Here is a 24034-nt window from a genome sequence, read left to right on the forward strand (position 1 = left end):
TGCCGAAGAGAGGTTCAAGGTTAGGATCTGGGCTTGAAGGTCGCCGCCGACCCCCGACTCAAAGTCGCGTTGGGGTCAGGCAGGAGTACGACAGTACAGGCCGCCGGGAGTCGAGGCAAATCGTTTCTGGTGCGCCCCTAGGTCCGCCAAGCGGTAGGTCTCGGGCGGAACCGGGACTTCATATGACTTACGCTGCTGAGCAGTACGCCGTCCCCCATCAGTCGCGGCGGCGACACCTGAATCTCCACCCCCTGGGAGGCTCCCCATGACCAACGTGACGTCCCCTCTTGCTGGACGCGCCATCGGACTGGCCGCGGTTCCCGACCCGGTCTTCTCCGGCGCGATGGTCGGTCCCGGCACCGCCATCGACCCCGTACGTGAGCCCTCCGAGGCCGTGTCCCCGGTCGACGGCATCGTCGTCTCCCTGCACCCCCACGCCTTCGTCGTCGTCGACGCGGAAGGGCACGGGGTCCTGACCCACCTCGGCATCGACACCGTCCAGCTCAACGGCGAGGGCTTCGAGCTCCTCGTGAACAAGGGGGACACCGTCGCCCGGGGCCAGAGCATCGTGCGCTGGGACCCGGTCGCCGTCGAGGCCGCCGGCAAATCACCCATCTGTCCGATCGTGGCCCTGGAGGCCACCGCCGACTCGCTCTCCGATGTCCGTGAGGACGGGGACGTGAAGGTCGGCGACCCGCTGTTCGGCTGGCAGTGACGCCCGGACCACGGTGACCAGCAAGTTGCACAACCACCGCGGTGACGCTGTCACCGCACAACCGGAGACGGGTGAAATGGAGACAACGCTGCGAGGCGTCGGCGTGAGCCACGGTGTGGCCATCGGCGAGGTTCGGCACATGGGTACGGCGGTGCTGGAGCCGCCCGCCAAATCGATTCCCGCCGAGGAGGCCGGTCGCGAACAGGGGCGCGCCAGGCAGGCGGTGGAAGCGGTCGCGGCCGATCTCATCGCTCGCGGCAACCTGGCCGGCGGCGAGGCACAGCACGTGCTCGAGGCGCAGGCCATGATGGCGCAGGACCCCGAGCTGATGTCCGACGTCGATCGTCGCGTCGCTGTGGGCAGCACCGCCGAGCGCGCGGTGTACGACGCGTTCGCCGCGTACCGGGCGTTGCTCGCCAATGCCGGGGAGTACCTGGCGGGGCGGGTCGCGGACCTCGACGACGTACGGAACCGGATCGTGGCGCGGCTGCTCGGTGTGCCGATGCCCGGCGTGCCGGACAGCGACGAGCCGTATGTGCTGATCGCGCGCGACCTCGCGCCGGCCGACACTGCGCTCCTCGACCCGACGCTGGTGCTCGGCTTCGTCACCGAGGAGGGCGGGCCGACCAGCCACAGCGCGATTCTGGCGCGGGCGCTCGGCGTTCCCGCCGTGGTGGCGCTGCCCGGCGCCGGTGAGCTGGCCGAGGGCACGGTCGTCGCGGTGGACGGCAGCACGGGCGAGATCTTCGTCGACCCGAGCGACGAGAAGCGCACCGAGTTGGAGAGTGCCGCCGCCGCTCGTAAGGCGGCGCTGTCCGCGTCGACCGGTCCGGGTGCCACGTCGGACGGGCACAAGGTGCCGCTGCTCGCCAATGTCGGCGGTCCGGGCGATGTGCCCGCGGCGGTCGAGGCCGGGGCTGAGGGCGTCGGTCTGTTCCGGACCGAGTTCCTGTTCCTGGACGACAGCAAGCAGGCTCCGTCCGAGGAGAAGCAGATCGCGGCCTACCGCGCGGTGCTGGAGGCGTTCCCCGAGGGGCGTGTCGTCGTGCGCGTGCTGGACGCCGGCGCCGACAAGCCGCTGGACTTCCTGACTCCGGCCGATGAGCCGAACCCGGCGCTCGGCGTCCGTGGGCTGCGGAGTCTGCTGGACCACCCCGAGGTGCTGCGTACGCAGTTGACCGCGCTGGCGAAGGCCGCCGAGGGTCTGCCGGTGTACCTGGAGGTCATGGCCCCCATGGTGGCCGACCGCATCGACGCCAAGGCGTTCGCGGACGCGTGCCGCGAGGCCGGGCTGCGGGCGAAGTTCGGCGCGATGGTGGAGATTCCGTCCGCCGCTCTGCGGGCGCGGTCGATCCTCCAGGAGGTGGAGTTCCTGTCGCTGGGCACCAACGACCTGGCGCAGTACACCTTCGCGGCCGACCGTCAGGTGGGCGCGGTGTCGCGGCTCCAGGACCCGTGGCAGCCGGCGCTGCTGGATCTCGTGGCGCTGTCCGCCGAGGCGGCGCGTGCCGAGGGCAAGAGCTGTGGTGTGTGCGGTGAGGCGGCGGCGGATCCGCTGCTGGCGTGTGTGCTGACGGGTCTGGGTGTCACCTCCCTGTCGATGGGCGCCGCGTCCATTCCTTATGTGCGGGCCACGCTGGCCAAGTACACGCTGGCGCAGTGCGAGCGGGCTGCCAACGCCGCTCGTGCGGCGGACTCGGCCGACGAGGCGCGCAGCGCCGCTCAGGCTGTGCTGTCCGGCGAGTAGACGGGGTTCAGCAGGTCCGCAGGAGGGGCTTTCCGCCGTGGGGCGGGAAGCCCCTCCTGCTGTGTGGCCGCGGCGTGTCAGCGGTGGGGCTCCGCCGGGTCTGCTCCGATGTCGAATCCCGCGCAGTACTCCACGCCGGATTCCGGGGAGACGGGTTCTCCGGTGTCCGCGTCGGTGCAGTAGGCGTTGAAGACCTCGCCCGCGGTGAGGGGGGCGAGGGCTCCGTGGGCCAGGCGCCAGCCGTGGACGCGGTCCGGGCTGTCGGGGGCGCTGGTGCGCAGGACGACTCCCGCGGGTGATTCCAGGGCGATGGCCACCGCGAGGACGGTGGCGAACTCCGCGCCCTCCGCGCTGTCGAGGCGGGCCGGTCCCGAGGTGTCGCGGTGGGTGTGGAGCACGGCCAGGAGCTGGTCGTTCTTCGTCGGGGTGCTGCACACCAGGTGGTGGGTGCCCGGTCCCGCCGTTTCCAGCAGGCGCGTGAGGAGGTGCGAGGCGCGGTCGAAGGCCGCGCGTCCGATGTCCTGTCCGCAGTCGGCGCAGGCGCCGAGGTCGGCCAGGAGGAGGGTGGCGTACTCCCAGGTGGCCTGGCGGACCGCGCGGGAGACGAGGACGGGGATGAGGTCGCTGAGGCGTTGGCCGGTGTAGGCGACCGTGGCTCCGGCGGCGGCGATCTCCGCGGTGAAGCGGCTGCGGCTGGCTCCGGTGTCGGGGTCGAGGCCCGATTCGGCGCAGAACTCCGCGTAGTCCTCCGGGTCGAAGAGGGCGACAGTGGTGTGCACGCCTTGGGCCGCGAGCGCTTTGAGCAGGCCTTCGACCTGCTGGAGATAGACGGAGTGGTCGTCGAAGGCGAAGGTGCGGTAGCGCCGCATGGCCGCGAAGTCCTGGGCGTCGGCGAGGAGGCCGATGGTGCTGGGTGCTTCGCGGCGCAACGTGCGTCGCAGGGTGGTGCTGTGCCTGGTGTGGTGGGTGGTGCTGTTCTCGGTGTGGCCGGTCTGCGCCATGTGTCCCCCTGTGCGCGGTGAATCATTGCTCACTCAGAGTAATCAGGGGGACTGACAAGCGGGCTGCGGGGCAGCCCTTATCGGCGTCGGCGAGCGGCCAGTTCGGCGTAGAAGTGGAGGAGGTCGAGGTTGTCGACGGAGCCCGGGTTGACCGCCTTGGCCAGCTCGGTTCCCTGGAGGAGGCGCTTGACCGGGACCTCGATGCGCTTGCCGGTGAGGGTGTGCGGGATGGCGGGGACCTCGATGACCTCGTCCGGTACGTGGCGCGGGGAGAGGTTCTCGCGGATGGTGTGCTTGATCGCCGCGCGCAGGTCCTCATCGAGGGTCGCGCCGTCGGCGAGGTGGACGAAGAGCGGCATCCAGTAGCCGCCGTCGGGTTCTTCGAGGCCGATGACGAGGGATTCGCGGATCTCGGGGAGCCGTTCGACGGCCTCGTAGATGTCGGCGGAGCCCATGCGGACGCCCTGGCGGTTCAGGGTGGAGTCGGAGCGGCCGTGGATGATCACGGAGCCGCGGTCGGTGAGGGTGATCCAGTCCCCGTGCCGCCAGACTCCGGGGTACATGTCGAAGTAGCTGTCGTGGTAGCGGCTGCCGTCGGGGTCGTTCCAGAAGCGGATCGGCATGGACGGGAGCGGGTTGGTGACGACGAGTTCGCCGACCTCGCCGATGAGGGGCTTGCCTGCCGGGTCCCAGGACTGGAGGTCGGTGCCGAGGCAGGGGGCCTGGAGTTCGCCGATGTGGACGGGGAGGGTGGGGACAGCTCCGGCGAAGCAGCTGCAGACGTCGGTGCCGCCGCTGACGGAGGCGATCCAGAGGTCTTCGGCCACCTCGTCGTGGAGCCAGCGGAAGCCGTCGGGCGGGAGCGGGGAGCCGGTGGTGGCGACGCACTGGACGCGGGAGAGGTCGAAGTCGCGGCCGGGGTGGATGCCGGCCTTGCGGCAGGCCATGACGTACGCGGCGGAGGTGCCGAAGAGGGTGGCGCCGGTCTGTTCGGCGACCCGCCATTGGGCTTGGACGTCCGGATAGCCGGGGCTGCCGTCGTACAGGACGACGGTGGTGCCGGTGAGGAGACCGGAGACGAGGAAGTTCCACATCATCCAGCCGGTGGAGGTGTACCAGAAGAAGCGGTCCTCGGGTCCGAGGTCGCAGTGCAGGCCGATCTGCTTGAAGTGTTCGAGCAGAATGCCGCCCTGGGACTGGACGATGGCCTTGGGCAGGCCGGTGGTGCCGGAGGAGTAGAGGACCCAGAGCGGGTGCTCGAAGGGGACCTGTTCGAAGACCGGCTCGGTGTCGGCGGAGGTGAGGGCGGCCCAGGCGAGTGCGCCTTCGGGGGCGTCGGTGCCCAGGAGCGGGATGTGGACGACGGCGCGCAGGGTGGGCAGTTCGCGGCGCAGTTCGGCGACGGTCTCGGTGCGGTCGTGTTCCTTGCCGCCGTAGCGGTAGCCGTCGACGGTGAACAGGACGACGGGTTCGATCTGCTGGAACCGGTCGAGGACGCTGCGGGCGCCGAAGTCGGGGGCGCAGGAGGTCCAGATGCCGCCGACCGCCGCGGTGGCGAGGAAGGCGACGACGGCCTGCGGAATGTTGGGGAGGTAGCCGCTGACGCGGTCGCCGGGGGTGACGCCGAGGGCGCGGAGTTCGGCGGCGAGCGCGCCGACCTGGCGGCGGAGTTCGGCCCAGCTGACGGGGGCCTGGGTGTGGGTCTCGTCGACGTACAGCAGGGCGGGGGTGTCGGCGCGGGAGGGGTCCTCGGCGGTGCGCAGGGCGTGTTCGGCGTAGTTGAGGGTGGCGCCGGGGAACCAGGTGGCGCCGGGCATCGCGCGGTCGCCGAGGACGCTCTCGTACGGCGTGGAGAAGCGGATGTCGAACCACTCGGCGACGGCCTGCCAGAAGGTGTCGAGTTCGTCGACGGACCAGCGGTGCAGGGCCGCGTATCCGCCCTCGGCCGGGGCGCCGTACCGGGCCGCGGCCCAGTTCTGGAAGCGGGTGACGGCCGCGGCCTCGATGCGGTCGGGGCCGGGCTGCCAGAGCGGGGCGTCGGGCGTGGCTGCGGTCATGAGGGCTGCTCCCTGGCTGTACGGGTACGCGGTGTGGGCGTGTCGGTGCCGCACGGGCCGGGGTGTGCGCGTGAGCGGCTGACACGGACGATGCCATGTGATCGTCCTCGGCACCAGGGTGGCCCGGTGTGACGGGGTTCCTGTTCGCGGGGCGCGGCATGGGTGAACGGGAGTTGAACGGGAGGTTCTGCGGGTCGGGCGGGTGGCAGGGTGTGCGCCATGGACGGTCGTGACCTGGTGCGTCGGGTGAGGTTGGTCGGTTCGGTGCGGGGTCTGCGCACGGTGCGTTCGGCGTGGCGGCGGCGGTCCGCGGACGCGGCGGCGCTGCCGGCGCGCGGGGCGGAGCGGGCCCGGGTCCCCGGTGCGCTGACGGGTGCGGAGCCGGGCCCGGGCGGGGGTGTGGTGCGGTTCGCCCGTTCGGAGCTGCGTATCCGTGTGTCGGTGGGCGGTGCGGTGTTCTGGGCGTGGGACGGGGCGGAGCCGCTGCCGTCGTACGCGGTGGCGGGTGAGGCGCCCGCGCCGGATCCGCGGGCGGTGCTGGAGCCGGACAAGGACGGCGGCTGGCAGGTGGTGTCGGAGCGGCTGACGGTGGTGGTGTCGCGGGCCGGGGCGGTGGAGCTGCGGACGCCGGGCGGGCTGCTGCTGCGGCGGGAGCTGCCGCCGCGCTGGTGGGAGCCGGTGGGCGGGGGGCCGGTGCGGTGGGTGCAGCGCTCGGAGGTACCGGCGGACGCGCGGTTCTTCGGGCTCGGGGGCCGGGCGGGCGGGCCCCGGTTGCGGGACGGGGTGTACGGGCTGTGGAACACCGATCCGGGCGGGCGTTTCGGTCCGGGGGACGATCCGCTGTATCTGACGATGCCGGTGCAGGTGGTGGTGTCGGACGCGGGGACGCATCTGATGTTCCACGACAACAGCTGGGCGGGACGGGTGGTGCTGCGGGAGGGCGAGGAGGGCGCCGGTTCGGGGCATGACCGGCCGGGCGCCTGCGAGGTGCGGATGGAGGGCGGGCCGCTGCGCTGCTGGGTGGTGGCGGGGACGCCGGCCCGGGTGCTCCAGGGCTGGACGGCGTTGACGGGTGCGCCGGCGCTGCCGCCGTCCTGGGCTCTGGGGCCGCAGCATGCCCGGTGGGGGTTCGGCAGCGAGGTGGAGGTGCGGCGGGTCGTCGACGGGTACCGGGAGCGGGGGCTGCCGCTGTCGGTGCTGCATCTGGACATCGACCACTATGACGCGCACCGGGTGTTCACGGTGGACCATGAGCGGTTCCCCGATCTGGCCGCGCTGGCGAAGGAGTTGCGCGAGGACGGGGTGCGGCTGGTGTCGATCGTGGATCCGGCGGTGAAGGCGGAGCCGGGCGAGGCGGTGTTCGACGGGGGCGCGGCGGTCGGGGAGCGGGGGGCGTACGTCCGGGACGCGCGGGGGCGGGTGGTGGTCGGGGAGGTGTGGCCGGGGGCCTCTGTCTATCCGGACTTCACTGATCCACTTGTGCGGGATTGGTGGGGATCTCTGTACGAGGAACGGCTTGCGCAGGGCTTCTCGGGGGTCTGGCACGACATGAACGAGCCGGTGTCGTTCGCGGCGTTCGGGGATCCGTCGCTGCCGCGCTCGGCCCGGCATGTGCTGGAGGGCGTCGGCGGTGATCATCGAGAGGCGCACAACGTGTACGCGCTGGCGATGGCACGGGCGGGCTATGAGGGGCTGCTCCGGTTCCGTCCGCAGGAGCGGCCGTTCCTTTTCTCACGGTCGGGCTGGGCGGGGATGCAGAGGTACGGGGGCACCTGGTCCGGTGATGTGTCGACGGGGTGGCCGGGGCTGCGGGCATCGTTGTCGCTGGTGGTGGGGCTCGGGCTGTGCGGGGTGCCGTATTCGGGTCCGGATGTGGGCGGGTTCGACGGGTTCCCGTCGCCGGAGCTGTATCTGCGGTGGTTCCAGTTGGGGGCGTATCTGCCGTTGTTCCGGACCCATGCGGCGATCCGCGCGGGGCGGCGGGAGCCGTGGGAGTTCGGTCCCGAGGTGCTGGAGCACGCGCGGGCGGCGCTGGTGGAGCGGGAGCGGCTGCGCCCGTACTTCGTGACGCTGTCGCACCTGGCTCGGCTGACCGGTGCGCCCTATGTGCGGCCGATGTGGTGGGGTGCGCCGGGCGACCGGGCGTTGCGGGAGTGTGAGGACGCGTTCCTGCTGGGCGACGCGCTGCTGGTGGCTCCGGTGCTGGAGGCCGGGGCGCGGCGGCGGGCGGTGCGGCTGCCCCGGGGGCGGTGGTACGACACGGCGACGGGGCGGGCGTACGAAGGACCGGGCCAGGTCCTGGTCGACGCTCCGCTGTCGCGGGTGCCGGTGCTGGCGAGGGCGGGCGCGGTGATTCCGGTGCGGGGTGCGGGCGGCGGACCGGAGCTGGAGGTGTGGGCGCCCGCGCCGGGGGCTGCCGGCGGCGGGCTGGTGGTGCGGGACCCGGGCGACGGGTGGGCGGAGGCGGAGGTCGAGCGGTATGTGACGCGGTGGGATGGCGACCGTGTGGTGGTGGAGCGGGACGGCTCGGAGGGCGGGGTCGACTGCCCGGTGCGGGTGCGGGGGGCGCGGGGGCGGGATTAGGGGGTGGCGCGGCTGGGCCCCCGGCGCGGGCGTGTGCGGCGCGCGGAGTCCGGTGGCGTCAGCTCTTCGGCCCCGGCGGTGGTGGCCCCGGACGTGGTGGCCCCGGACGTGCTGGCTCCGACTCTGGCGGCTCCGACTCTGGGGGCCTCAGCCTTTACGGCAGGCGAACCAGGCGTCGGCCGCCTCCGTGTGCAGCGGGAACGCCAGCGGGCGCGGGCTGTACAGGATGTCGTAGCCGGACGTTTCGGCGGTGGGGACCGAGGGCGGGAGGCTCGCGAGGGGGCGCGCCGGGAGGAGGCCGAAGACCAGGAGGTGGCCGGCGGTGTCGCTGAGGGTGTCGGCGAGGCGGACATCCTCGGCGGCGGCCTCGATGCCGGTCTCCTCGCGCAGTTCCCGGACGACCGCCGCGCGCCAGTCCTCGGCGTGGTCGATGAACCCGCCGGGCAGGGCCGTACCGCCCTTCTGCGGCTCGATGGTGCGGGTGATGACGACGAGTCCGGTGGAGCGCGGGCCGGTGACGGGGAGCAGGGCCACCGCGACGGGGAGCGGGTTGCGGTAGACGGTGGTTCCGCAGTGTGCGCAGGTGCGTGGCCAGGTGCCGGCGGACGGGATCGCGGGGTACGGGGCTCCGCAGGTGGCGCAGTGGGAGTCCCGTACGTACCGGGGCGGTTGCGGGGCGGACGGGGATGGGCTGTTGCCTGGTTCGGACACGGGTGGACTGTATCGAACCGTCCTCGCCGCTTCTCCGGCCTTTCCCGCGTCTGGGACCCCCCTCCCGCTCCCTGGCCCTTCCCGCTTTGCGGCCCTACCCGCTTCTCCGGCCCTTCCTCCTTTCCGGGGACGCGACCTGGCGTCCTTTCCCGAAGGCCGCGCAGCTGATAGACGGTGTGCCCATGACAGGAATGCGTACCGCTCTGCGTGCCCTGGCCGTCACGGCCGCCACCCTCCTCGCCGTCACCGCGCTCTCCCCCGCGGCACAGGCGCGCCCCGAACCGAAAGCTCCCGAGGAGTTCGTGGCGCTGCGCTCGGTGGACCCGACGATCATCCAGGAGATGCGTTACACCACACCGCACACCTTCCTGGGCGAGCGGGTGGACGGATACCGGCAGCCGGTCTGCGTCCTGACCCGGCCCGCCGCCCGCGCCCTGCACCTGGCGCAGGAACGGCTGTTGCGCCAGGGGTACTCGCTGAAGGTGTACGACTGCTACCGGCCGCAGCGGGCGGTGGACCACTTCGTGCGGTGGGCGAAGGACCTCGACGACCAGTCCATGAAGGAGGAGTTCTATCCGCGCGTCGACAAGGACCGGCTGTTCGAGGACGGCTACATCGCGGAGAAGTCCGGGCACAGCCGGGGCAGTACGGTGGACCTGACCCTGGTCCGCCTCCCCGCCCTGCCCACCAGGCCGTACCGTCCGGGCGAGCGGCTGACCCCCTGCTTCGCGCCGCAGGGCGAGCGGTTCCCCGACAACTCGGTGGACATGGGCACGGGTTACGACTGCTTCGACACCCTGTCGCACACGGACGATCCCCGGATCCAGGGGCCTCAGCGCGCCAACCGGCAGCTCCTGAAGCGGACGCTGACCGAGGTGGGGTTCGTGAATCTGCCGGAGGAGTGGTGGCACTTCACGTTCAGGCCCGAGCCGTTCCCGGACACCTACTTCGACTTCCCGGTGCACCGCAGGGCGGTCGCCGGGCACTGACGGAACGGGCCGCCCCGAGGGGCGGGGAACGGGCGACCGGGACCACCCCCGTGGGCTCCGGCCGCCCGTTCTTCATCTCGGACGCGAAAGGGGCGTGTTCGGTTGCCGATCGGGCGGCTACGGTGCCCGTATGCCACAGCAGACGTTCGATACGTACGAGGAATTCTGGCCGTACTACGTCGCGATGCACTCCCGTGCCGCCACCCGTTGGGTCCATCTGACCGGCACCCTGACCGGGCTCGCGATCTCCGCATACGGGCTCGCGCGGGGCCGGAAACGCTGTCTGGCGGCCCTGCCGCTGATCGGGTACGGGACGGCGTGGCCCGCGCACTTCCTGATCGAGAAGAACAACCCGGCCACGTTCGGACATCCGGTGTGGTCGCTGCGCGGGGACGCGCGGATGATCCGGACGATGCTCGCGGGCCGGGACGCGGAGCTGGCGGAGACCGCGGCGAAGTGGCTGGCGGAGCACGGCGGGGGTGAGCGCGGCAAGGCTGAGCCGCGCGGAGCGGAGGACGGCGGAGCGGAGGACGGTCGTGGCTGAGGCCGGGCGCGACCTGGGCCGGCGGGCCGTACCTCCCGCCTGACCTGTCGCCTGACTTCGCGCCGGGCAGAGACGCCCGTGGCACGGCCCCGACGTCCCGTCAGATCTAGTGCCGGGAGGGGCTTTGCGTACTTTGGGCTGTTCGCCCGCCGCCGCATGGGCGCTGCACGGCGACACATCGGAGGACTTCGCGCCGGTCAAGGTGGAGAGCGCGGCGGCGGGGGCGATGAACGGGTACGCCCGCTACCAGGCGCCGGTGACGGCCGAGGAGGTCGCCGCCTCCGCGATGATCGCCGATCCGCCGCGGCTGCTGGACATCTGCGCCCCGTCCGACGGCGCCGCCGCCCTGGTGTTGTCCGGCATGGAGTTCGCTCGGCGTCACGGGGCGCGTGATCCGGTGCGGATCCGGGCCGCCCCCACCAGGTTTTCCCTGCCCTTTACTTGACGGGGCGTCACCGCCGCAGAACACTCGGGGCCCGGTCCGCCGGACGACGTGCGGCCCGTACCCCTGTCGGCGGGGGTACGGGCCGCACGCGTGCCGGGACCGTCCCCGGCTCAGGTGGCGACGGGTTCGCGGGCCCGTGCCGCGCGCTCCAGGGCATGCTCCACGACCGCGACGAGGACGTCGCGCACGGAGGCCCGGTCCCGCGCGTCGCAGACGAGCACCGGGACCTCCGGGTCGAGGTCGAGGGCGGCCTGCACGGTCTCCGTCGGGAACCGCTCGGCGTCCTCGAAGGTGTTGACCGCGACCGTGAACGGGATCCGCCTGCGCTCGAAGTAGTCGACCGCGGCGAAGCAGTCCTCCAGACGCCGGGTGTCGGCGAGGACGACCGCGCCCAGGGAGCCCTGGGCCAGCTCGTCCCACAGGAACCAGAAGCGGTCCTGGCCCGGCGTGCCGAACAGGTAGAGGACCAGGTCCTCCCGCAGCGTGATCCGGCCGAAGTCCATCGCGACCGTGGTGGTGGTCTTGGACTCGACCCCTTCCAGGTCGTCCACCGGACGGCCCGCCTCGCTGAGGCGCTCCTCGGTGCGCAGCGGCCGGATCTCGCTGACCGCGCCGACCGCGGTCGTCTTGCCGACGCCGAACCCGCCCGCCACCAGGATCTTGAGGGTGACGGGCTCGACGTGCCGCTGCTTTCGGCGGCTAGAGCGCCCGAAGGCCATGGATAACCTCGCGAAGAATGTTCACGTCCGGCAGCTCGGCCGGCGGAACGGGACGGGTGACGTGCACCAGCTCGTCCTCGACGAGGTCGCCGACCAGGACCCGTACCACCCCTACGGGGAGGTCGAGTTCGGCGGCGAGCTCGGCAATCGACTGGGGCCTGTCGCTGCAGAGTTCGACGATCGCCACATGTTCGGGGGCGAGCGTCTGGTCCCGGCCGGGATCGTCGGCGGCCGGTTCCGGCACGACGAGCGCGATCAGGTCGAGGCGGTGACGGGAGGCGCTGCTGGTGCGCCCGCGGGTCATCGCGTACGGGCGGACCACCGGTCCCGCATCCGCGTCGTACCACCGCGAGACCTGGGGGTCCGTCGACCCGTCCGTGGATCCGGGGCCGGTGCCCCGGGGGGAGTCGGCGCTCATGCCCGCCACGCTCACCCTCCGGCGGGCAGACCGGTCGTCCGTGGGGCGTTGGCCAGATGGGCCCCCACGCGCTTGACCATCAGGGTCATCTCGTACGCGACCTGGCCCACGTCGGAGTCGGCGTCCGCCAGGACCGCGAGACAGCTTCCGTCGCCGGCGGCCGTGACGAAGAGGAACGCCTCGTCCAGTTCGACGACGGTCTGGCGCACCCTGCCCGCGTCGAAGTGGTGGCCCACGCCCTTGGCGAGGCTGTGGAACCCGGAGGCGACGGCGGCGAGATGCTCGCTGTCCTCTCGGGTCAGGTCCGCCGACGCGCCGGTGGCGAGTCCGTCGCTGGAGAGCACCAGCGCCTTGCGGATGCTGGCGACGCGCTGGACGAGTTCGTCGAGCAGCCAGTTCAGTTCGCCCGAGCCGTGGCGTGCGGGGTTGGGTGCTGCGGCGTTCGGTGCGGTCATCGACCGTCCCCTCCCGGAGTGGTTCCTGGTGCTGTGCCACCGGGGCCGACGGAGTCCTCGGTGTTCGCGGTGGTTTCGGTGTTCTGAGTGCGATCGGCGGGTTCGGCGGCGTTCTCCCGACGGCCGCGCTGCCAGCCTCGCTGGAGCGAGGCCATACGGTCGCGTACTTCGTCGGCGTCGCGTTCGGCGTCGTCGAACGTGTCGACGGGCGCCCGCTGCGGAGTCCGGTCCGCGGAGTCCTCCCGGAGCTGGCGGGCGAGGCTGGCCTGCCGGACCCGCCGGGGCAGTCCGCCCACGGTGTCGGGCGCCGGTGCACCGGCCGGCGGCGGGGCCCCGTCGTGCCGTGGCTCCGCGGCGCGGGAGGGCTCTGTGACGCGCGGTGCTTCCGTGGCACGGGACGGCTCTGCGGCGCGGGAGGCCTCTGGTGTGCGGGACGGCCCTGGTGTGCGGGACGGCTCTGCCGTGCGGTGGGCGGCGGCTCGTACGGTCCAGGGCGCGTCGGAGGTCCGGGACCTGTCGGCCGCCTCGGGCGTCCGGCCGGCGGTGTGCGGGACCGGGCCGGTGGCCTGAGCGGCGGTCTCGGCCGGGTCGTCGAGCGGGGCGTCGCCCAGGTCTTCGACCCGGCGGCCCCGGTCGGTGACCAGCGCCGGCGGGGTACGGCGCGGCAACGGGGAGGGGCCCGCGGGGCGCATCGGGCGTACCTCCGCCGTGGGCTCGTCGCCGTGGTCGCGGGCCTGCTGGTGCTGGTCCGGGCCGGTGGCCCGGCGCGCGCCGGGCTCGTCGCGGCGGGGCTCGCGGTCGCCCTCGCGGCGCAGGTCCCGGGCGCGGAAGATGCCGCCGCGCTCGCTCTCGGTGTCCTCCAGATCGGAGACGCCGTCCAGGACGGGGCCGTGGGCCGGGTCCAGGGCCGGATCCGGTGAACGGTCCAGCGGGTCGCCGGCGAAGTCCAGGGGGCCGACCGGGGCCTCCAGCTCGACCGGGCCGTCCAGCACGCCCGGTCCGGTGAGCCCGGTGGGCACCGGGGCCAGGACCGCGGACCTGCCGTTGACGCGGCGCTCCCCGCCCGGGGCCGTGCCCTGCGCGCCCTGCGCCGCGTCGGAGTTCCGGCCGCCGCCGATCGCCCGCTCGGCCCGGCGGTCGAGGCGGAACCCGGTGCCGTGGGTGTCGGGGGCGTCGGTGAGCAGCGCCGCGGGGATGAACACGACCGCGGTGGTGCCTCCGTACGGCGACTTCTGCAGGGAGACGCGGACGTTCTGCCGCTGGGCGAGCCGGCTGACGACGAACAGGCCCAGCCGGTCGGTGTCGGAGAGCTCGAAGTCGGGGGTCTCGGCGAGCCGCAGGTTGGCGTCGAGGAGGATCTCGGGGGCCATGCCGAGGCCCCGGTCGTGGATTTCGAGCGTGAAGCCGTTGGAGACGCGTTCGCCGTGCACCTGGACCGCGGTGTGCGGGGGTGAGAAGACGGTGGCGTTCTCCAGGAGTTCGGCGATCAGATGGGTGAGGTCGGCGACGGCGGGGCCGCCCACGCCGATCCGGGCGAGGCGCCGGACCTCGATGCGTTCGTAGTCCTCGACCTCGGCGACGGCGGCCCGCACGACGTCCATCAGCTGGATCGGCTTGCGCCACTGGCGGGAGGGGGCGGCGCCGGAGAGGATCACGAGGCCCTCGGCGTGGCGCCGCATGCGGGTGGTGAGGTGGTCGAGGCGGAACAGGTCGGCCAGTTCGTCGCCGTTCTCGGTACGGCGCTCCATCGCGTCCAGCAGAGTGAGCTGACGGTGCAGGAGGACCTGGTTGCGGCGGGCGAGGTTGACGAAGACCTCGGAGACACCGCGCCGCATGTCCGCCTGCTTGACCGCGGCCTCGACGGCGGCCCGCTGGAGGGTGTTGAGCGCCTGTCCGACCTGGCCGATCTCGTCGGGCTCGTAGCTGAGGTGCGGGGCCTCGGTCTCGACGTCCACCTGCTCGCCCGCGGCCAGCCTGCGCATGACGCTCGGCAGTCGGACGCCGGAGACCTCGTGGGCGTCCTTGCGCAGCCGGGAGAGGTCGCGGACGAGTTGACGGCCGATGCGCACGGAGACGAAGACCGAGACGATCAGGGCCAGGAAGCCGAGGACTCCGGCGATCCCGGCCTGGACGAGGACCCGGTACGCGGCCGGTTCGGCGCGGTCCTGGAAGCGGTTGCCCATCTCCGTGGCGTCGTTCGCCAGCCGGTCGAGGACGGGCACGGCCGACTCCTCCCAGCGGTCGGCGTCGACGGCACCGGGGCGTTTCGCCGGACCGGCGGCGATCAGTGCGTCCTCGGCGGTGCGCAGCGGCTCGGTGTCGGGGCTGCCCCAGAACTGCTCGACACGTCGGCGCTCCGCGACGGGCAGGTGCTCCAGGCTGACCTCGTAGAGCAGCTCGCGCCGGGCCACGAGGCCGGATATCTGGCGCAGTTCGGAGGTGGTGAAGCGGCCCGCGATGAGGCCCGAGGCGATCAACGCGTCCTCGCGGGAGAGCATCTCCCGGGCCCGGGAGACCCCGACCAGGGCCCGCATCTGCTGGTCCATCGACACGTTCTCCAGGGGGTGGAGTCCGTTGAGGAAGCGGTACGAGGGGTCGACGAGGCCGTTGTAGAAGTCCAGCGCCTTCGCCCGGCTGATGGTGCGCTTCTCGACCGATACGCGCAGGGCGTCCAGGCCGTCGACGGCGCTGAGGATCGCGTCCAGGCGCGCGGCGTCGGAGGCGGTCAGCGCCTCTCGGACGTCCTGCTCCCGGGCGTTCTCCCTGACCTCGCCCACGATGCGGTCGGTGGCGGCGCGTTGGCCCATGAGGACGGGGAGCGCGTCGGAGGCCCGGGGGTCGGCGAGGAAGACCAGCGTCTGCCGTCGTTCGGCCTGGACGGCGCGGACGGCCTCCTCCAGCGGGTGGCCGACCTTCTCCACGATGGATCCGGCGCTCATCAGTTCGCCGGCCTGCCGGCCGGTGATGTAGGTCGCGAACACCCAGAGGCCTGTGAGGGAGACGAGCGGCACCAGCAGCAACGCCACGATCTTCCTGCGGATGGACTTCCCGCGAAAGCGCATGGCCTCCCCCAGATCGGCCCCGCACCGCGGGGGTGGTCTTCTCCCGGTCGTCCTCGGCCCTGCCCTGCCCCGCCGCGCACCGTGCGTACACCGGCGCGCATCGGGCTGACGCGGGCGAGGTCCGTCCTGCGTCAATAAACGGCGCGAGCCTACTACTGACCCAGAGACAACTCGAAGACACGTCCGGATGGTTTTCAGCCGCCCAGCTTGGACTTGATCATGAGTTGTCCCGGTTTTCCCGGAGATGAAATTCGCGAAAGCGACAGAGGGCACCGGCCGGACCCGTCGGTACCGGCATGTATCAGTTGGCTGGATTTTTTCGCTCCGTGACCTTCTGTTCCCTGCGGGCGCTTTTCAGGGGAATCTTCGGGACGGGTGGTTCGTCCATGTGTACGGGGTAGGCGCACGGTGGGGTCGTGCGCGGCAGGACGGACGTGTTCCGCCCGCGTAGAACCGGCGCAAGCCGGGCAGCCACCCTGAAGTCGGACAGTGGTGGGGAGTTGAAGGTCCTTGAGCACGCAGGAACGCGGAAGCAGCGGAGTACCGGCGGCCGCGGATACGGAAGCCGCGGACGGGGCGCGGGTCCCGCGGCAGTTGTGGGTGGAGGAGCCGGCTTCGAGGCGGCGGATGCCCGACGCGGTGCGAACGGCCGCCGTGCGCGCCGTGCTCATCCTGTCGCTGACGATCATCCAGGCGATGGTCGCCTTTCTGAGCACCTTGACCGGCTCCTGGCTGGCCTTCCCGATGGTGCTCAGCAGTGTGGCCAGCACGGTGGTCGCCACCTGGTCGGTGCTCGACGTCTGGGTGACCCGGCAGGTGTGGAACCAGCGCAACGGCGTGGTGTCCATGCCGAGCAGTTCGGCCCGGCAGATACGTCGTGAGCGGCGTCGGTCCCGCCGGGCCGAGCGGGCGGCCGAGCGGGACGGTACGGGCGGTGGCATAGCCGGCCGCCGGAAGGCCGGAGACCTCTCCCGGGCCTGACCCGCGGACCGCCGCTACTGCGGTCCGCCGGGCGTCTCGGCCCTGCGGACCGCAGTATGACGACAGGCCCTACGCGCCGGGCCGCGGTGCCGGGGTTCCGGCGGCCGGCTGCTCGTTCCGTTTGAACATACGGGTCGCCGTGATCTCGCCGTGGACCGTCTCTCCGTCCGGGTCCTGCTGCGGCAGACCGGGGCGCAGATGCTCCTCCACGCTGATGTACTTGAGCCCGGCCCTCAGGTCCGCGTCGTTGCGCAGCCGGATGACGAGGGGGAACTCGGCGAGCGCGGTCGTGTCGAACAGGCCGGTCGTGTAGAGCAGTTGCACGCCCAGGGCGTCCGACACCGCCCGCTGGAGCTCCAGCAGGTACGTGGCGTTGGCGCGGCCGATCGGGTTGTCGAGGAACAGGGTGCCCGCGTGCCGGTGGCGGTCGCGGCCCCGGTCGTTGCTGCGCAGGGCCGCCATCGTGCAGTAGAGGGCGATGGCGGCGGTGAGCAGCTGACCGCCGGAGAAGACGTCGCCCATCTGCCCGACGGGGACGCGCTCGGCGCGCAGCACGGCGTCCGGCTTGAGGATCTCCACCGCGATGCCCTTGGGGCGCAGCGCCGCCTCGACCCCCCTCAGCAGCAGGGACATGCCGTCCCTGCGCAGGTCGGAGTTCTTCTTGAGGGCGGCGCGGGTCGCCTCGTCGACGACCTCGCCGAGGCGTTCGGTGAGGGTGGCCTGGTCGGGTTCCTCGAAGCGGATGCGGAGGAATTCCTGTCCCGACCACTCCCCCAGTCCTTCGGGGAGCTGGGAGAGCCGCTGGGCGGAGCGCAGGGTGGTGAGCGCCGAGTCGACCAGCCCGCGCAGCCGGTCGACGATCGAGTCGCGGTTGCGTTCCAGCTGGATCAGCTCGTCGGTGAGGACGCGCAGCCGGGGGGCGAAGGCGTCGGCCCACTTCTGGGCGTGCTCGGGCAGTGCGGAGGCGGGCAGCTCGCGGATCTGCTGGCGGGCCGGGGTGCGGACCTGTTCGTACCGGGTGGAGTTGGCGTGCCGGACGAGGACGTCACTCGCATCCCGGACGGCGCTCTCGGCGGCCGAGAGGTCGGCGTTGCAGCCGCGCAGGGAGCGGCGGGACTCGGCCGCGGACTGCCGGGCCTCCTCCAGGGTGCCGGGGTAGGGGCCGGGGTGCTCGGCCCCGTCCTCCGCCCCGTGGTCGCGCAGGAGGTCCCGCAGCAGGGCCGCGGTTTCGTCGAAGCCGCCGGCGGAGTCCTCGGCGGTGCGGTGGGCGTGCAGCAGCTCGCTGTGGGCGGCGCGGGCGGTGTCCAGGGCGCCGGTGGCGGCGGCCAGCTCGGCGGTGGCGGTACGCAGGAGGGTCTGGGCCTCCTCCGCGTCGGCCGGGACCAGGTCGTCCGACAGTTCGGTGTGGTGCTGCCGCTCGTCGTCGGGGGCGAGCCGCTCGGCCTCGCCGCGCAGCCGTCCCAGATGCTCGCTGGCGGTGGAGGCGCGGGTCTCCAGGAGCTGGACGTGTGCTTCGGCGCGGGCGGCGGCAGCCTGACGGGAGGGGCCGTCGGCGCCGTCGGTGCCCTCCAGGAGCTGGGCGGCGCGGGTGCGGACCTTGTTGGTGAGGCGGTCCAGCTCGGCGCGGGCGGCGCTCTCGTCGCTCTCGGCGCGGGCCTGTTCGGCGCGCAGGTCGGCGCCGACGCCGACCTTCTCGTAGAGCTGGGACGCGGCCCGGTAGGCCTCGCGCAGGGTGGGCAGGGCGGTGCGGACGGCGGTCTCATCGGGCTCGGGAAGGACTTCGGGGACGCCGGCGATCTCGGCGCGCTCGGCCCGCAGGGCGCGGGCGGTGCGGCGGGCGTCGTCGCCGGCGCGCTGGGCGGCCCTGCGGTCCTCGTCGGCGGCGCGTGCGAGGTCGAGGCAGACGGCGGCGCGGGCCTCGGACTCGGCGGCCTCGTCGACCAGTTCGCGCAGCCGGGCCTGCCAGCCGGCCCGTTCCCGCAGCCGGTGGGCGAGCCCGGCCAAGGCGTCGGCGGCGCGGCGGGCCCGCTGGGCGGCTTCCTGGCGCTCGTCGCGGACCCGGGCGGTGTCGGCGGCGGCCTCGTCGGCCTCGGCGCGGGCGGTGCGGGCCTCGGCGAGCACGGCCTCGGCCCTCTCGGCCGCCGTACGGGCGGTGGCGGCGGCCTCGGCCAGTTCGGTGAGCATGCCGGGCGGGCAGTCGGCGCGCCAGGAGCCGATGCGGGCGGCGAGGGCGCGGTCCCCGGAGAGGCGGGCGGCGAGCGTCCTGATGTCCTCGTCGCGGGCGGCGGCACGGCTGCGCAGCGCGTGGCGCTCCTCGTCGGCGGCGTGTTCGTCGTGCATGGCCGGGTTCGGCGGGACGAGGAAGACGCCGTCGTTGTGGGCGTCGGAGCCGGTGCCGGGGGCCGGGACGGGGGCGAGGAGGGCTGCGGCGGTGCCGACGGCCACGGCCGATCGAGGCAGCAGGGCCGCGCCGCCGAGGACCTCGCGGGCGCGGGTGTGGGCGTCGGGGTCGGTGATGACGACGCCGTCGACGAGCTCCGGGCGGGCGGCGAGGACGGCGGCGTGGTCGGCCGGGTCGACGGCCTGCGCCAGGTAGCGCCAGCCGGGCAGGGCGGGGATGCCGTGCTCGCCCAGATACTCGACGGTGGCGAGGACGTCGGGGCCGGGCGGCAGCAGCCCGCCCTCGCCGAGCGCGCCGAGGATGCGGGCGTCGTCGGCGGCGGCGGTGCGCAGGTCGAAGAGGCGGCGTTCGGCGGCGGCGACGGACTGGTCGAGGAGGTCGCGCAGCTCGTCGGCGCTGCGGTCGAACTCCTCGGCGGTCAGCGGCTGCTGGGCGGGGCCGGGCCGGCCGGCGAGGGCCACCGCGCGGTCGGCGGCCGGTTCGGCGGCGGGGGCCGGGCCGTCGTCGGTCACCGGGCCGGGGCGGGCTCCGGCACCCTGGGCCGGTCCGGACGGTTCGTCGGCCCCTTCCCGGCGGGGGTGCGGGACGCCGGTGCCGGACGGGAGGCCCAGCAGGTCGCCCAGGCGGGGGTCGGCGGCGAGGGATTCGACCGCGCGGAGCTCGTCCTCGTAACTCTGCTCGGCCGCCCTGGCCCCGTCGGCGGCGCGGGCGGCGGCCAGATCGGCGCGGCTCTCGGCCACGGCCGCCTCGCGGGCGGTGTCGGCGGCGGCGCGCGCGGCTTCGCGGGCGGTGTCCCAGGCGGCGACGGCGGACTGTTCGGCGTCGCTGGCGGCGAGGGCCGCGCGGGCGGGGTCGGCGTCGGGCGCGGTGTCGTCGAGCCAGCCCGCCTTGACGGCTTCGGCGGTCTCCTGGCCCACTTCGGCGAGGCGCTGGCGCAGGTGTCCGGCCTCGCTGCGGGCGCGCTGGGCCTCGGTGGCGGCGACGGTCGCGTCGCGGTGGGCGCGTTCACCGGTGGCCTGGAGGGTGTCGGAGCGCTCCTCCTCCTCGTTGGCGAGGCGCTCGCCCTCCTCGGCGGCCCGGTGCAGGGCGCGGACGAGGTCGGTGGCGGCGGCGCTGCGGGCGGCGAGGGCGGGGGCGGCGTCGCGTTCGGCCTCGCGGATGGCGACGGCGACCCGGGCGGAGCGGTCGGCGGCGGCCCGGTGGCGCAGGACGGCTTCGGCTGCCTGCCAGGCGGCGTGCAGGGTGCGGGCCTCGACCAGCTCCTTGCGGCCGGCGGCGGCGCTCCTCTCGGCGGCGGTCAGGGCCAGCGAGGCGTGCCGGTAGGCGAGTTCGGCGGCGATCAGGGAGCGGCTGCCCCGGGTGGACTCGGCCTCGGTGACGGTGTGGGCGGCGGCGGTGACCCGTTCGGCCAGCTCGGCGGTTCGGGCGCGCTCCTCGGCGGCGCGGGCGGTCAGCCGGCGGGCCAGGGTGCGGGTGCGGCGTTCGGCGCCGGCGTGGATGTCACGGGCGCGGTCGCGGGTGTCGGTGGCCTCGACGATCCGGTTGAGGAGGTCCACGGAGCCCGCGGTGAAGTCGCGTTCGGCGGTCAGCTCGGCGCGGCGGCCCAGCTTGTTGCCGAAGCCGCTGACCAGGTCGGCGAGTCCGTCGGTGTCGCGGGTGTCGGTGACGGCGCGGAGCAGGAGGTCGGTGAAGTCGGAGTCCTTCTTCACCGCGAAGAGCCCTGCGGCCTCGCCCTCGTCGGCGTTCATCTCGCGCTGGTAGCGGAAGAGTTCGGGGTCGAGGCCGAGGTCGCCGAGGTGTTCGTTCCAGCGGTCGTGGATCTCTTCCCAGTGCACGTCGAGGTGGGCGTAGAACTTGCCCGCGTCCATCAGCGCGTCGCGGAACCCCTTCATCGTGCGCCGTCTGCCGCGTGCGCCGGAGACGCCTTCGGCGGGGCGGCCCACGGCGGAGGACTCGGCGACGGGCAGGCTGTCCAGGCTGAGCCCGGGTCCGGGCCGGAACGAATACCAGGCCTCGGCGAACTTGCGGGGGTCGTTGGAGACCTGACGGCCGCGCCACTCGCTGACCTTGCCGACGACGACGCACTCGCCGGTGAGGGTGTGCTGCCATTCCAGGGCGACGTGCCCGCAGTCGTCGGCGAGGAGGAACTTGCGCAGGACGCCGGAGCTGGCGCCGCCGAGCGTGTTGCGGTGGCCGGGGAGCATCACCGAGAAGATCAGCTTGAGCAGGACGGACTTGCCGCCGCCGTTCTCCAGGAAGAGGACGCCCGCGGGGGCGGGGCGGCGGGGCGGGCCGACCGGCTCGTCCTCGAAGAACTCCGCCTGGGCGGGGGCGGGGCTGGGAACGGGTGCGCCGACGCCGCGCAGGTCGAGGACGGTGTCGGCGTAGCGCGCACCGGCAGGCCCGATGGAGTAGAGGCGGACCCGGGACAACTCGTACATGGCGGCGGACTCTCGTCGTTCGGTGAGCGGAGGCGGAGCGGCGGGGAATGCGGGCTGGGCGGAGTCAGGAGTGGAAGGGCAGGCCCGCGTCGGCGGCCAGCTCCATGCTGTCGGGGTCGGGCGGCGGCAGCAGGGTGGCGGAGCCGTCGGTGACGGGGACGACGCCGAGCTCCAGCAGTTCGGCCATGGCGGCGCTGCCCGCCAGGTCGCGGACCTGAAGCTGGTAGCGGGCGGTGGTGCGGTAGGCGCCGCCCGCGTCGTCGCCGGTGCGCTGGAGGAAGCCGGAGTCGGTGAGGAAGGCGACGGCCTTGCCGATGATGCCGGTGGTGGAGCCGGCGAGCCGGCGGGCGTCCTTGGTCGCGCCGGTGGCGCTGCGGCGGGCGTAGACCCGCCAGCCGGCTTCCAGTCCGGGGGCGTCGCTGGCCGGGTCGGTGTTGTCGCCCTGTTCCTCGGCGCGCTCCTCCAGTCGCCGGCAGGCCTGGCGGACGAAGGCGTCGACGCCGTTGACCGTGATGCGGCCGATGTACGCGTCGTCGGCGAGGTCCTCGGGGCGGGGGAAGGCCAGGGCGGCGACGGCGAGGTGGGCGAGGCCGTGCAGGAAGCGGTCGGCGGCGTCGGAGGACGCGCGGCGGGCGTAGTCGCCCATGCGGACGGCGAAGACGGAGTCCTCGCCCGCGGTCACGGCCATCCCGGCGCGCGGGGAGACCTCCAGGACGATGAGGCCGAGGCCGGTGGCGACGGCGTCGGCGAGCCGGGCGAAGGCGCTCTCCTCGCGGTAGCGCCGCAGCAGGTCGGCGTATTCGGCGTCGCGGGCGGGCAGCAGCTTGGGCTGGAGCCCGAAGGAGACCAGGCGGGCGGCGTCGGCGGCGTCGGCCGGAGTGACGGGCGTCGGTCCGGCGGGCTCGGCGGCGCCTCCCGGGTGCGCGGAGTCGCCCGCGTACGGGGTGGCGGGCCCGGCGTACGCGGAGGGCTCGGTCCACGCGTCGGGGTGCTCGGCGTCGTGGTCGCTCACGGCTGGGACTCCTCGGTACGGAAGACGTGCGGGTGCGGAAGGAGGGCGGGCCCGGTCGCGACGGACGACGGTGCGGGACTGTTCACGGCGGGGGCGACGAGGCTGTGCACGGCGGAGGCCGCGGGGCCGGTCACGACGGAGAGCGCGGGACTGTCCACGACGGGGGCGGCGGGACTGTCCACGACGGAGGCCATGGGCCCGGTCACGAGGCCTCCTTGCGGTCGGCGGCCATGCCGACGGCGTCCAGCAGGGCGGTGCCCACGATCAGGTCGGCGCCGCCGAACTCCGGGTCGTCCAGCTGTGCCCCGTCGTCCACGGCGAACAGCAGGCGGCGTTCGCCCTGGCGGTAGGCGGTGCCGACCGGCGGGCTGGCGGCGTGGACGGCGAGCAGGGCGACCAGGTACGGCAGGTCGGTGTCGCCGGTGCGACGGGCCTCGGCGAGCAGTCCGGAGAGCCGGCGCGGGGCGTCGTGCTCCAGGTCGAGCAGGGTCATGGCGCGGGCGAGCTGCTCCTCGCTGAACCGGCTGTCGTCGGGGGTGGCGATGAGGTCGGGCTCGGGCATCTCCGCGCCCAGGTGCTCGCGCTCCAGCGGCGGGGTGAGCAGCAGGTCGACCAGGTCCCCGACCCGTACGGAGGTGGGGGTGCGCAGTCCGGTGCCGTGGGCGAAGAAGGCGTCGGTGGCCCGGGTGGACTGTTCGACGGAGAGGGGCAGGAGCGGGGCGAGGAGCTGCCCGTACAGGTCGAGGCCCGCGTGGCCGGCGGGCGGGGCGAACGCCTGCCGGTCCTGCTCCGCGCGGAAGAGGGGGCCCGCCTCCAGGAGCCGGGACTGGAGCTGGGTGTGGCGGCGGATGCAGTCCTTGACGATGTCGACCAGCTCGGCGGCCCGGCGCCTGTGCTCGGGGTCCTCGGCCTCGTCACGGGCCTTGCGGATGTTGGTGAGGATGGCGTTCTCGTGGCGGTAGCGGTCGGCCACGTGGTCCAGGGCCTCGGCGATCATGTCCGGGACGGTGTGGAGCCAGTCGACGGCGCGGACGTTGCGCCGGGTGGCCTCCAGGGTCCGGCGCAGGGTCTCGGCGTACTGCACGGTGCGGTAGCGGGCCTGTTCGGCGGCGAGTTGGGCGTCGGCGAGGCGGCCCCGGCTGATGAGGACCTCCAGCTTGACCTCGGCGGCGATCTGGGCGCTGGTGACATCGGTGTCCAGCGCGCCGACGAGGACATTGACCGCTTCGTCGGTGGCGCGGAGGTAGACCGTGCCCCCGTAGCCCGGGACCTCTTCGATGAGCTTGAAGTCGTAGTCCCGGCGGACGTAGACCCCGTCGGGGCCGAACGTGCCGTAGACCGCGCGGAAACCGCGGTCGACACTGCCGACGTTGATCAGGTTCTCCAGGACCCAGCGGGCGACCCGTTCGTGCTCGGCGACCGGACGGTCGGGGGCCTGGGCGCCGACCCGGGGCAGCAGTCTGGCCACTATCTGGTCGTGGTCGGCCCCGGTGTCGAAGTCCATGTTGAGCGTGACGTGGTCGATCGCGGCGAGGGCGACCTCCGCCATGGCGTACACCGTGTACTCGCCGGCCAGATTCGCCTTGCGGACGTCGAGGTCGTGCAGCGGCGCCGTGCACGCGAGCGCGCGCAGCCGCCGCGAGAGCCCCTCGTCGGCGGCGGGGCCCGGGGCAGGCCGCGGCCCCGCGCTGAGCTGCGGCGAGGCGGTGTCCGGGTAGGCAGGCGAAGTCACGTGGGACAGATTAGGTCCTCG

The 24034-nt window shown here is 73.5% G+C and carries 17 protein-coding genes and 1 pseudogene; 7 read left to right on the top strand and 11 right to left on the bottom strand.

The window, feature by feature from the left end; translation table 11 throughout:
• The first annotated feature begins 265 nt into the window (after positions 1-265).
• Entirely contained in the window at positions 266-715 is a 450-nt protein-coding gene (locus PSQ21_RS03550) for a PTS sugar transporter subunit IIA (RefSeq protein ID WP_274028932.1), read from the top strand.
• 76 nt (positions 716-791) lie between these two features.
• The gene (gene ptsP / locus PSQ21_RS03555) at positions 792-2462 is read left to right on the top strand and encodes a phosphoenolpyruvate--protein phosphotransferase (RefSeq protein WP_274028933.1); all 1671 of its coding nucleotides are present in this window, start codon (positions 792-794) and stop codon (positions 2460-2462) included.
• Between the two features lie 77 nt (positions 2463-2539).
• Here the strand turns inward: ptsP and PSQ21_RS03560 are convergent, their stop codons facing one another.
• Together PSQ21_RS03560 and PSQ21_RS03565 are read right to left on the bottom strand one after the other, a co-directional pair.
• Positions 2540-3463: a hypothetical protein gene (locus PSQ21_RS03560; RefSeq protein ID WP_274028934.1), complete on the bottom strand. Its 924-nt coding sequence runs from the start codon at positions 3461-3463 to the stop codon at positions 2540-2542.
• Positions 3464-3540: 77 nt separating this feature from the next.
• Positions 3541-5520: an acetoacetate--CoA ligase gene (locus PSQ21_RS03565; protein WP_274028935.1), complete on the bottom strand. Its 1980-nt coding sequence runs from the start codon at positions 5518-5520 to the stop codon at positions 3541-3543.
• A 219-nt stretch (positions 5521-5739) separates the two neighbouring features.
• Here PSQ21_RS03565 and PSQ21_RS03570 point away from each other — a divergent pair, with 219 nt between their 5' ends.
• The gene (locus PSQ21_RS03570) at positions 5740-8103 is read left to right on the top strand and encodes a glycoside hydrolase family 31 protein (protein WP_274028936.1); all 2364 of its coding nucleotides are present in this window, start codon (positions 5740-5742) and stop codon (positions 8101-8103) included.
• A 147-nt stretch (positions 8104-8250) separates the two neighbouring features.
• On the opposite strand, the gene PSQ21_RS03575 is transcribed toward PSQ21_RS03570, so the two are convergent.
• Positions 8251-8814, bottom strand: a complete 564-nt coding sequence (locus PSQ21_RS03575; RefSeq protein WP_274028937.1) for an NUDIX domain-containing protein — start codon at positions 8812-8814, stop codon at positions 8251-8253.
• 191 nt (positions 8815-9005) lie between these two features.
• On the opposite strand from PSQ21_RS03575, the gene PSQ21_RS03580 reads away from it, so the two are divergent.
• From PSQ21_RS03580 to PSQ21_RS03590, 3 genes and pseudogenes are all read left to right on the top strand, one after another.
• Positions 9006-9803, top strand: coding sequence for a M15 family metallopeptidase (locus PSQ21_RS03580; protein WP_274035633.1), 798 nt, complete (start codon positions 9006-9008; stop codon positions 9801-9803).
• A 130-nt stretch (positions 9804-9933) separates the two neighbouring features.
• Positions 9934-10347: a DUF962 domain-containing protein gene (locus PSQ21_RS03585; RefSeq protein WP_274028938.1), complete on the top strand. Its 414-nt coding sequence runs from the start codon at positions 9934-9936 to the stop codon at positions 10345-10347.
• Between the two features lie 126 nt (positions 10348-10473).
• Positions 10474-10768, top strand: a pseudogene (locus tag PSQ21_RS03590) (lipid-transfer protein); the annotation flags it as partial.
• Positions 10769-10902: 134 nt separating this feature from the next.
• On the opposite strand, the gene PSQ21_RS03595 reads toward PSQ21_RS03590, so the two are convergent.
• The 4 genes from PSQ21_RS03595 to PSQ21_RS03610 are packed head-to-tail and all read right to left on the bottom strand — an operon-like array spanning position 10903 to position 15446.
• Positions 10903-11511, bottom strand: a complete 609-nt coding sequence (locus tag PSQ21_RS03595) for a GTP-binding protein (RefSeq protein WP_274028939.1) — start codon at positions 11509-11511, stop codon at positions 10903-10905.
• Complete coding sequence (locus PSQ21_RS03600) at positions 11492-11929, bottom strand: DUF742 domain-containing protein (protein WP_274028940.1); 438 nt, start codon at positions 11927-11929, stop codon at positions 11492-11494. Before PSQ21_RS03600 ends, PSQ21_RS03595 begins: the two co-directional genes overlap by 20 nt.
• Before the next feature lie 11 nt (positions 11930-11940).
• The gene (locus tag PSQ21_RS03605) at positions 11941-12384 is read right to left on the bottom strand and encodes a roadblock/LC7 domain-containing protein (protein ID WP_097870666.1); all 444 of its coding nucleotides are present in this window, start codon (positions 12382-12384) and stop codon (positions 11941-11943) included.
• Positions 12381-15446: a sensor histidine kinase gene (locus tag PSQ21_RS03610; RefSeq protein ID WP_274028941.1), complete on the bottom strand. Its 3066-nt coding sequence runs from the start codon at positions 15444-15446 to the stop codon at positions 12381-12383. Before PSQ21_RS03610 ends, PSQ21_RS03605 begins: the two co-directional genes overlap by 4 nt.
• A 627-nt stretch (positions 15447-16073) precedes the next feature.
• Here PSQ21_RS03610 and PSQ21_RS03615 point away from each other — a divergent pair.
• Positions 16074-16427, top strand: a complete 354-nt coding sequence (locus PSQ21_RS03615) for a hypothetical protein (protein ID WP_274035634.1) — start codon at positions 16074-16076, stop codon at positions 16425-16427.
• 69 nt (positions 16428-16496) lie between these two features.
• Here PSQ21_RS03615 and PSQ21_RS03620 read toward each other — a convergent pair whose 3' ends face one another.
• From PSQ21_RS03620 to PSQ21_RS03635, 4 genes are all read right to left on the bottom strand, one after another.
• The gene (locus PSQ21_RS03620; RefSeq protein WP_274028942.1) at positions 16497-21269 is read right to left on the bottom strand and encodes a hypothetical protein; all 4773 of its coding nucleotides are present in this window, start codon (positions 21267-21269) and stop codon (positions 16497-16499) included.
• A 64-nt stretch (positions 21270-21333) separates the two neighbouring features.
• A complete protein-coding gene (locus PSQ21_RS03625; protein ID WP_274028943.1) occupies positions 21334-22281 on the bottom strand; it encodes a hypothetical protein in 948 nt (315 codons plus the stop codon).
• A complete protein-coding gene (locus PSQ21_RS03630) occupies positions 22278-22487 on the bottom strand; it encodes a hypothetical protein (RefSeq protein WP_274028944.1) in 210 nt (69 codons plus the stop codon). The genes PSQ21_RS03625 and PSQ21_RS03630 overlap by 4 nt, the downstream gene beginning before the upstream one ends.
• On the bottom strand, positions 22484-24013 hold the full coding sequence (locus tag PSQ21_RS03635) for a hypothetical protein (RefSeq protein ID WP_274028945.1): 1530 nt from the start codon (positions 24011-24013) through the stop codon (positions 22484-22486). Before PSQ21_RS03635 ends, PSQ21_RS03630 begins: the two co-directional genes overlap by 4 nt.
• Positions 24014-24034 lie beyond the last annotated feature (21 nt).

The organism is Streptomyces sp. MMBL 11-1 (assembly GCF_028622875.1).
Classification (GTDB): domain Bacteria; phylum Actinomycetota; class Actinomycetes; order Streptomycetales; family Streptomycetaceae; genus Streptomyces.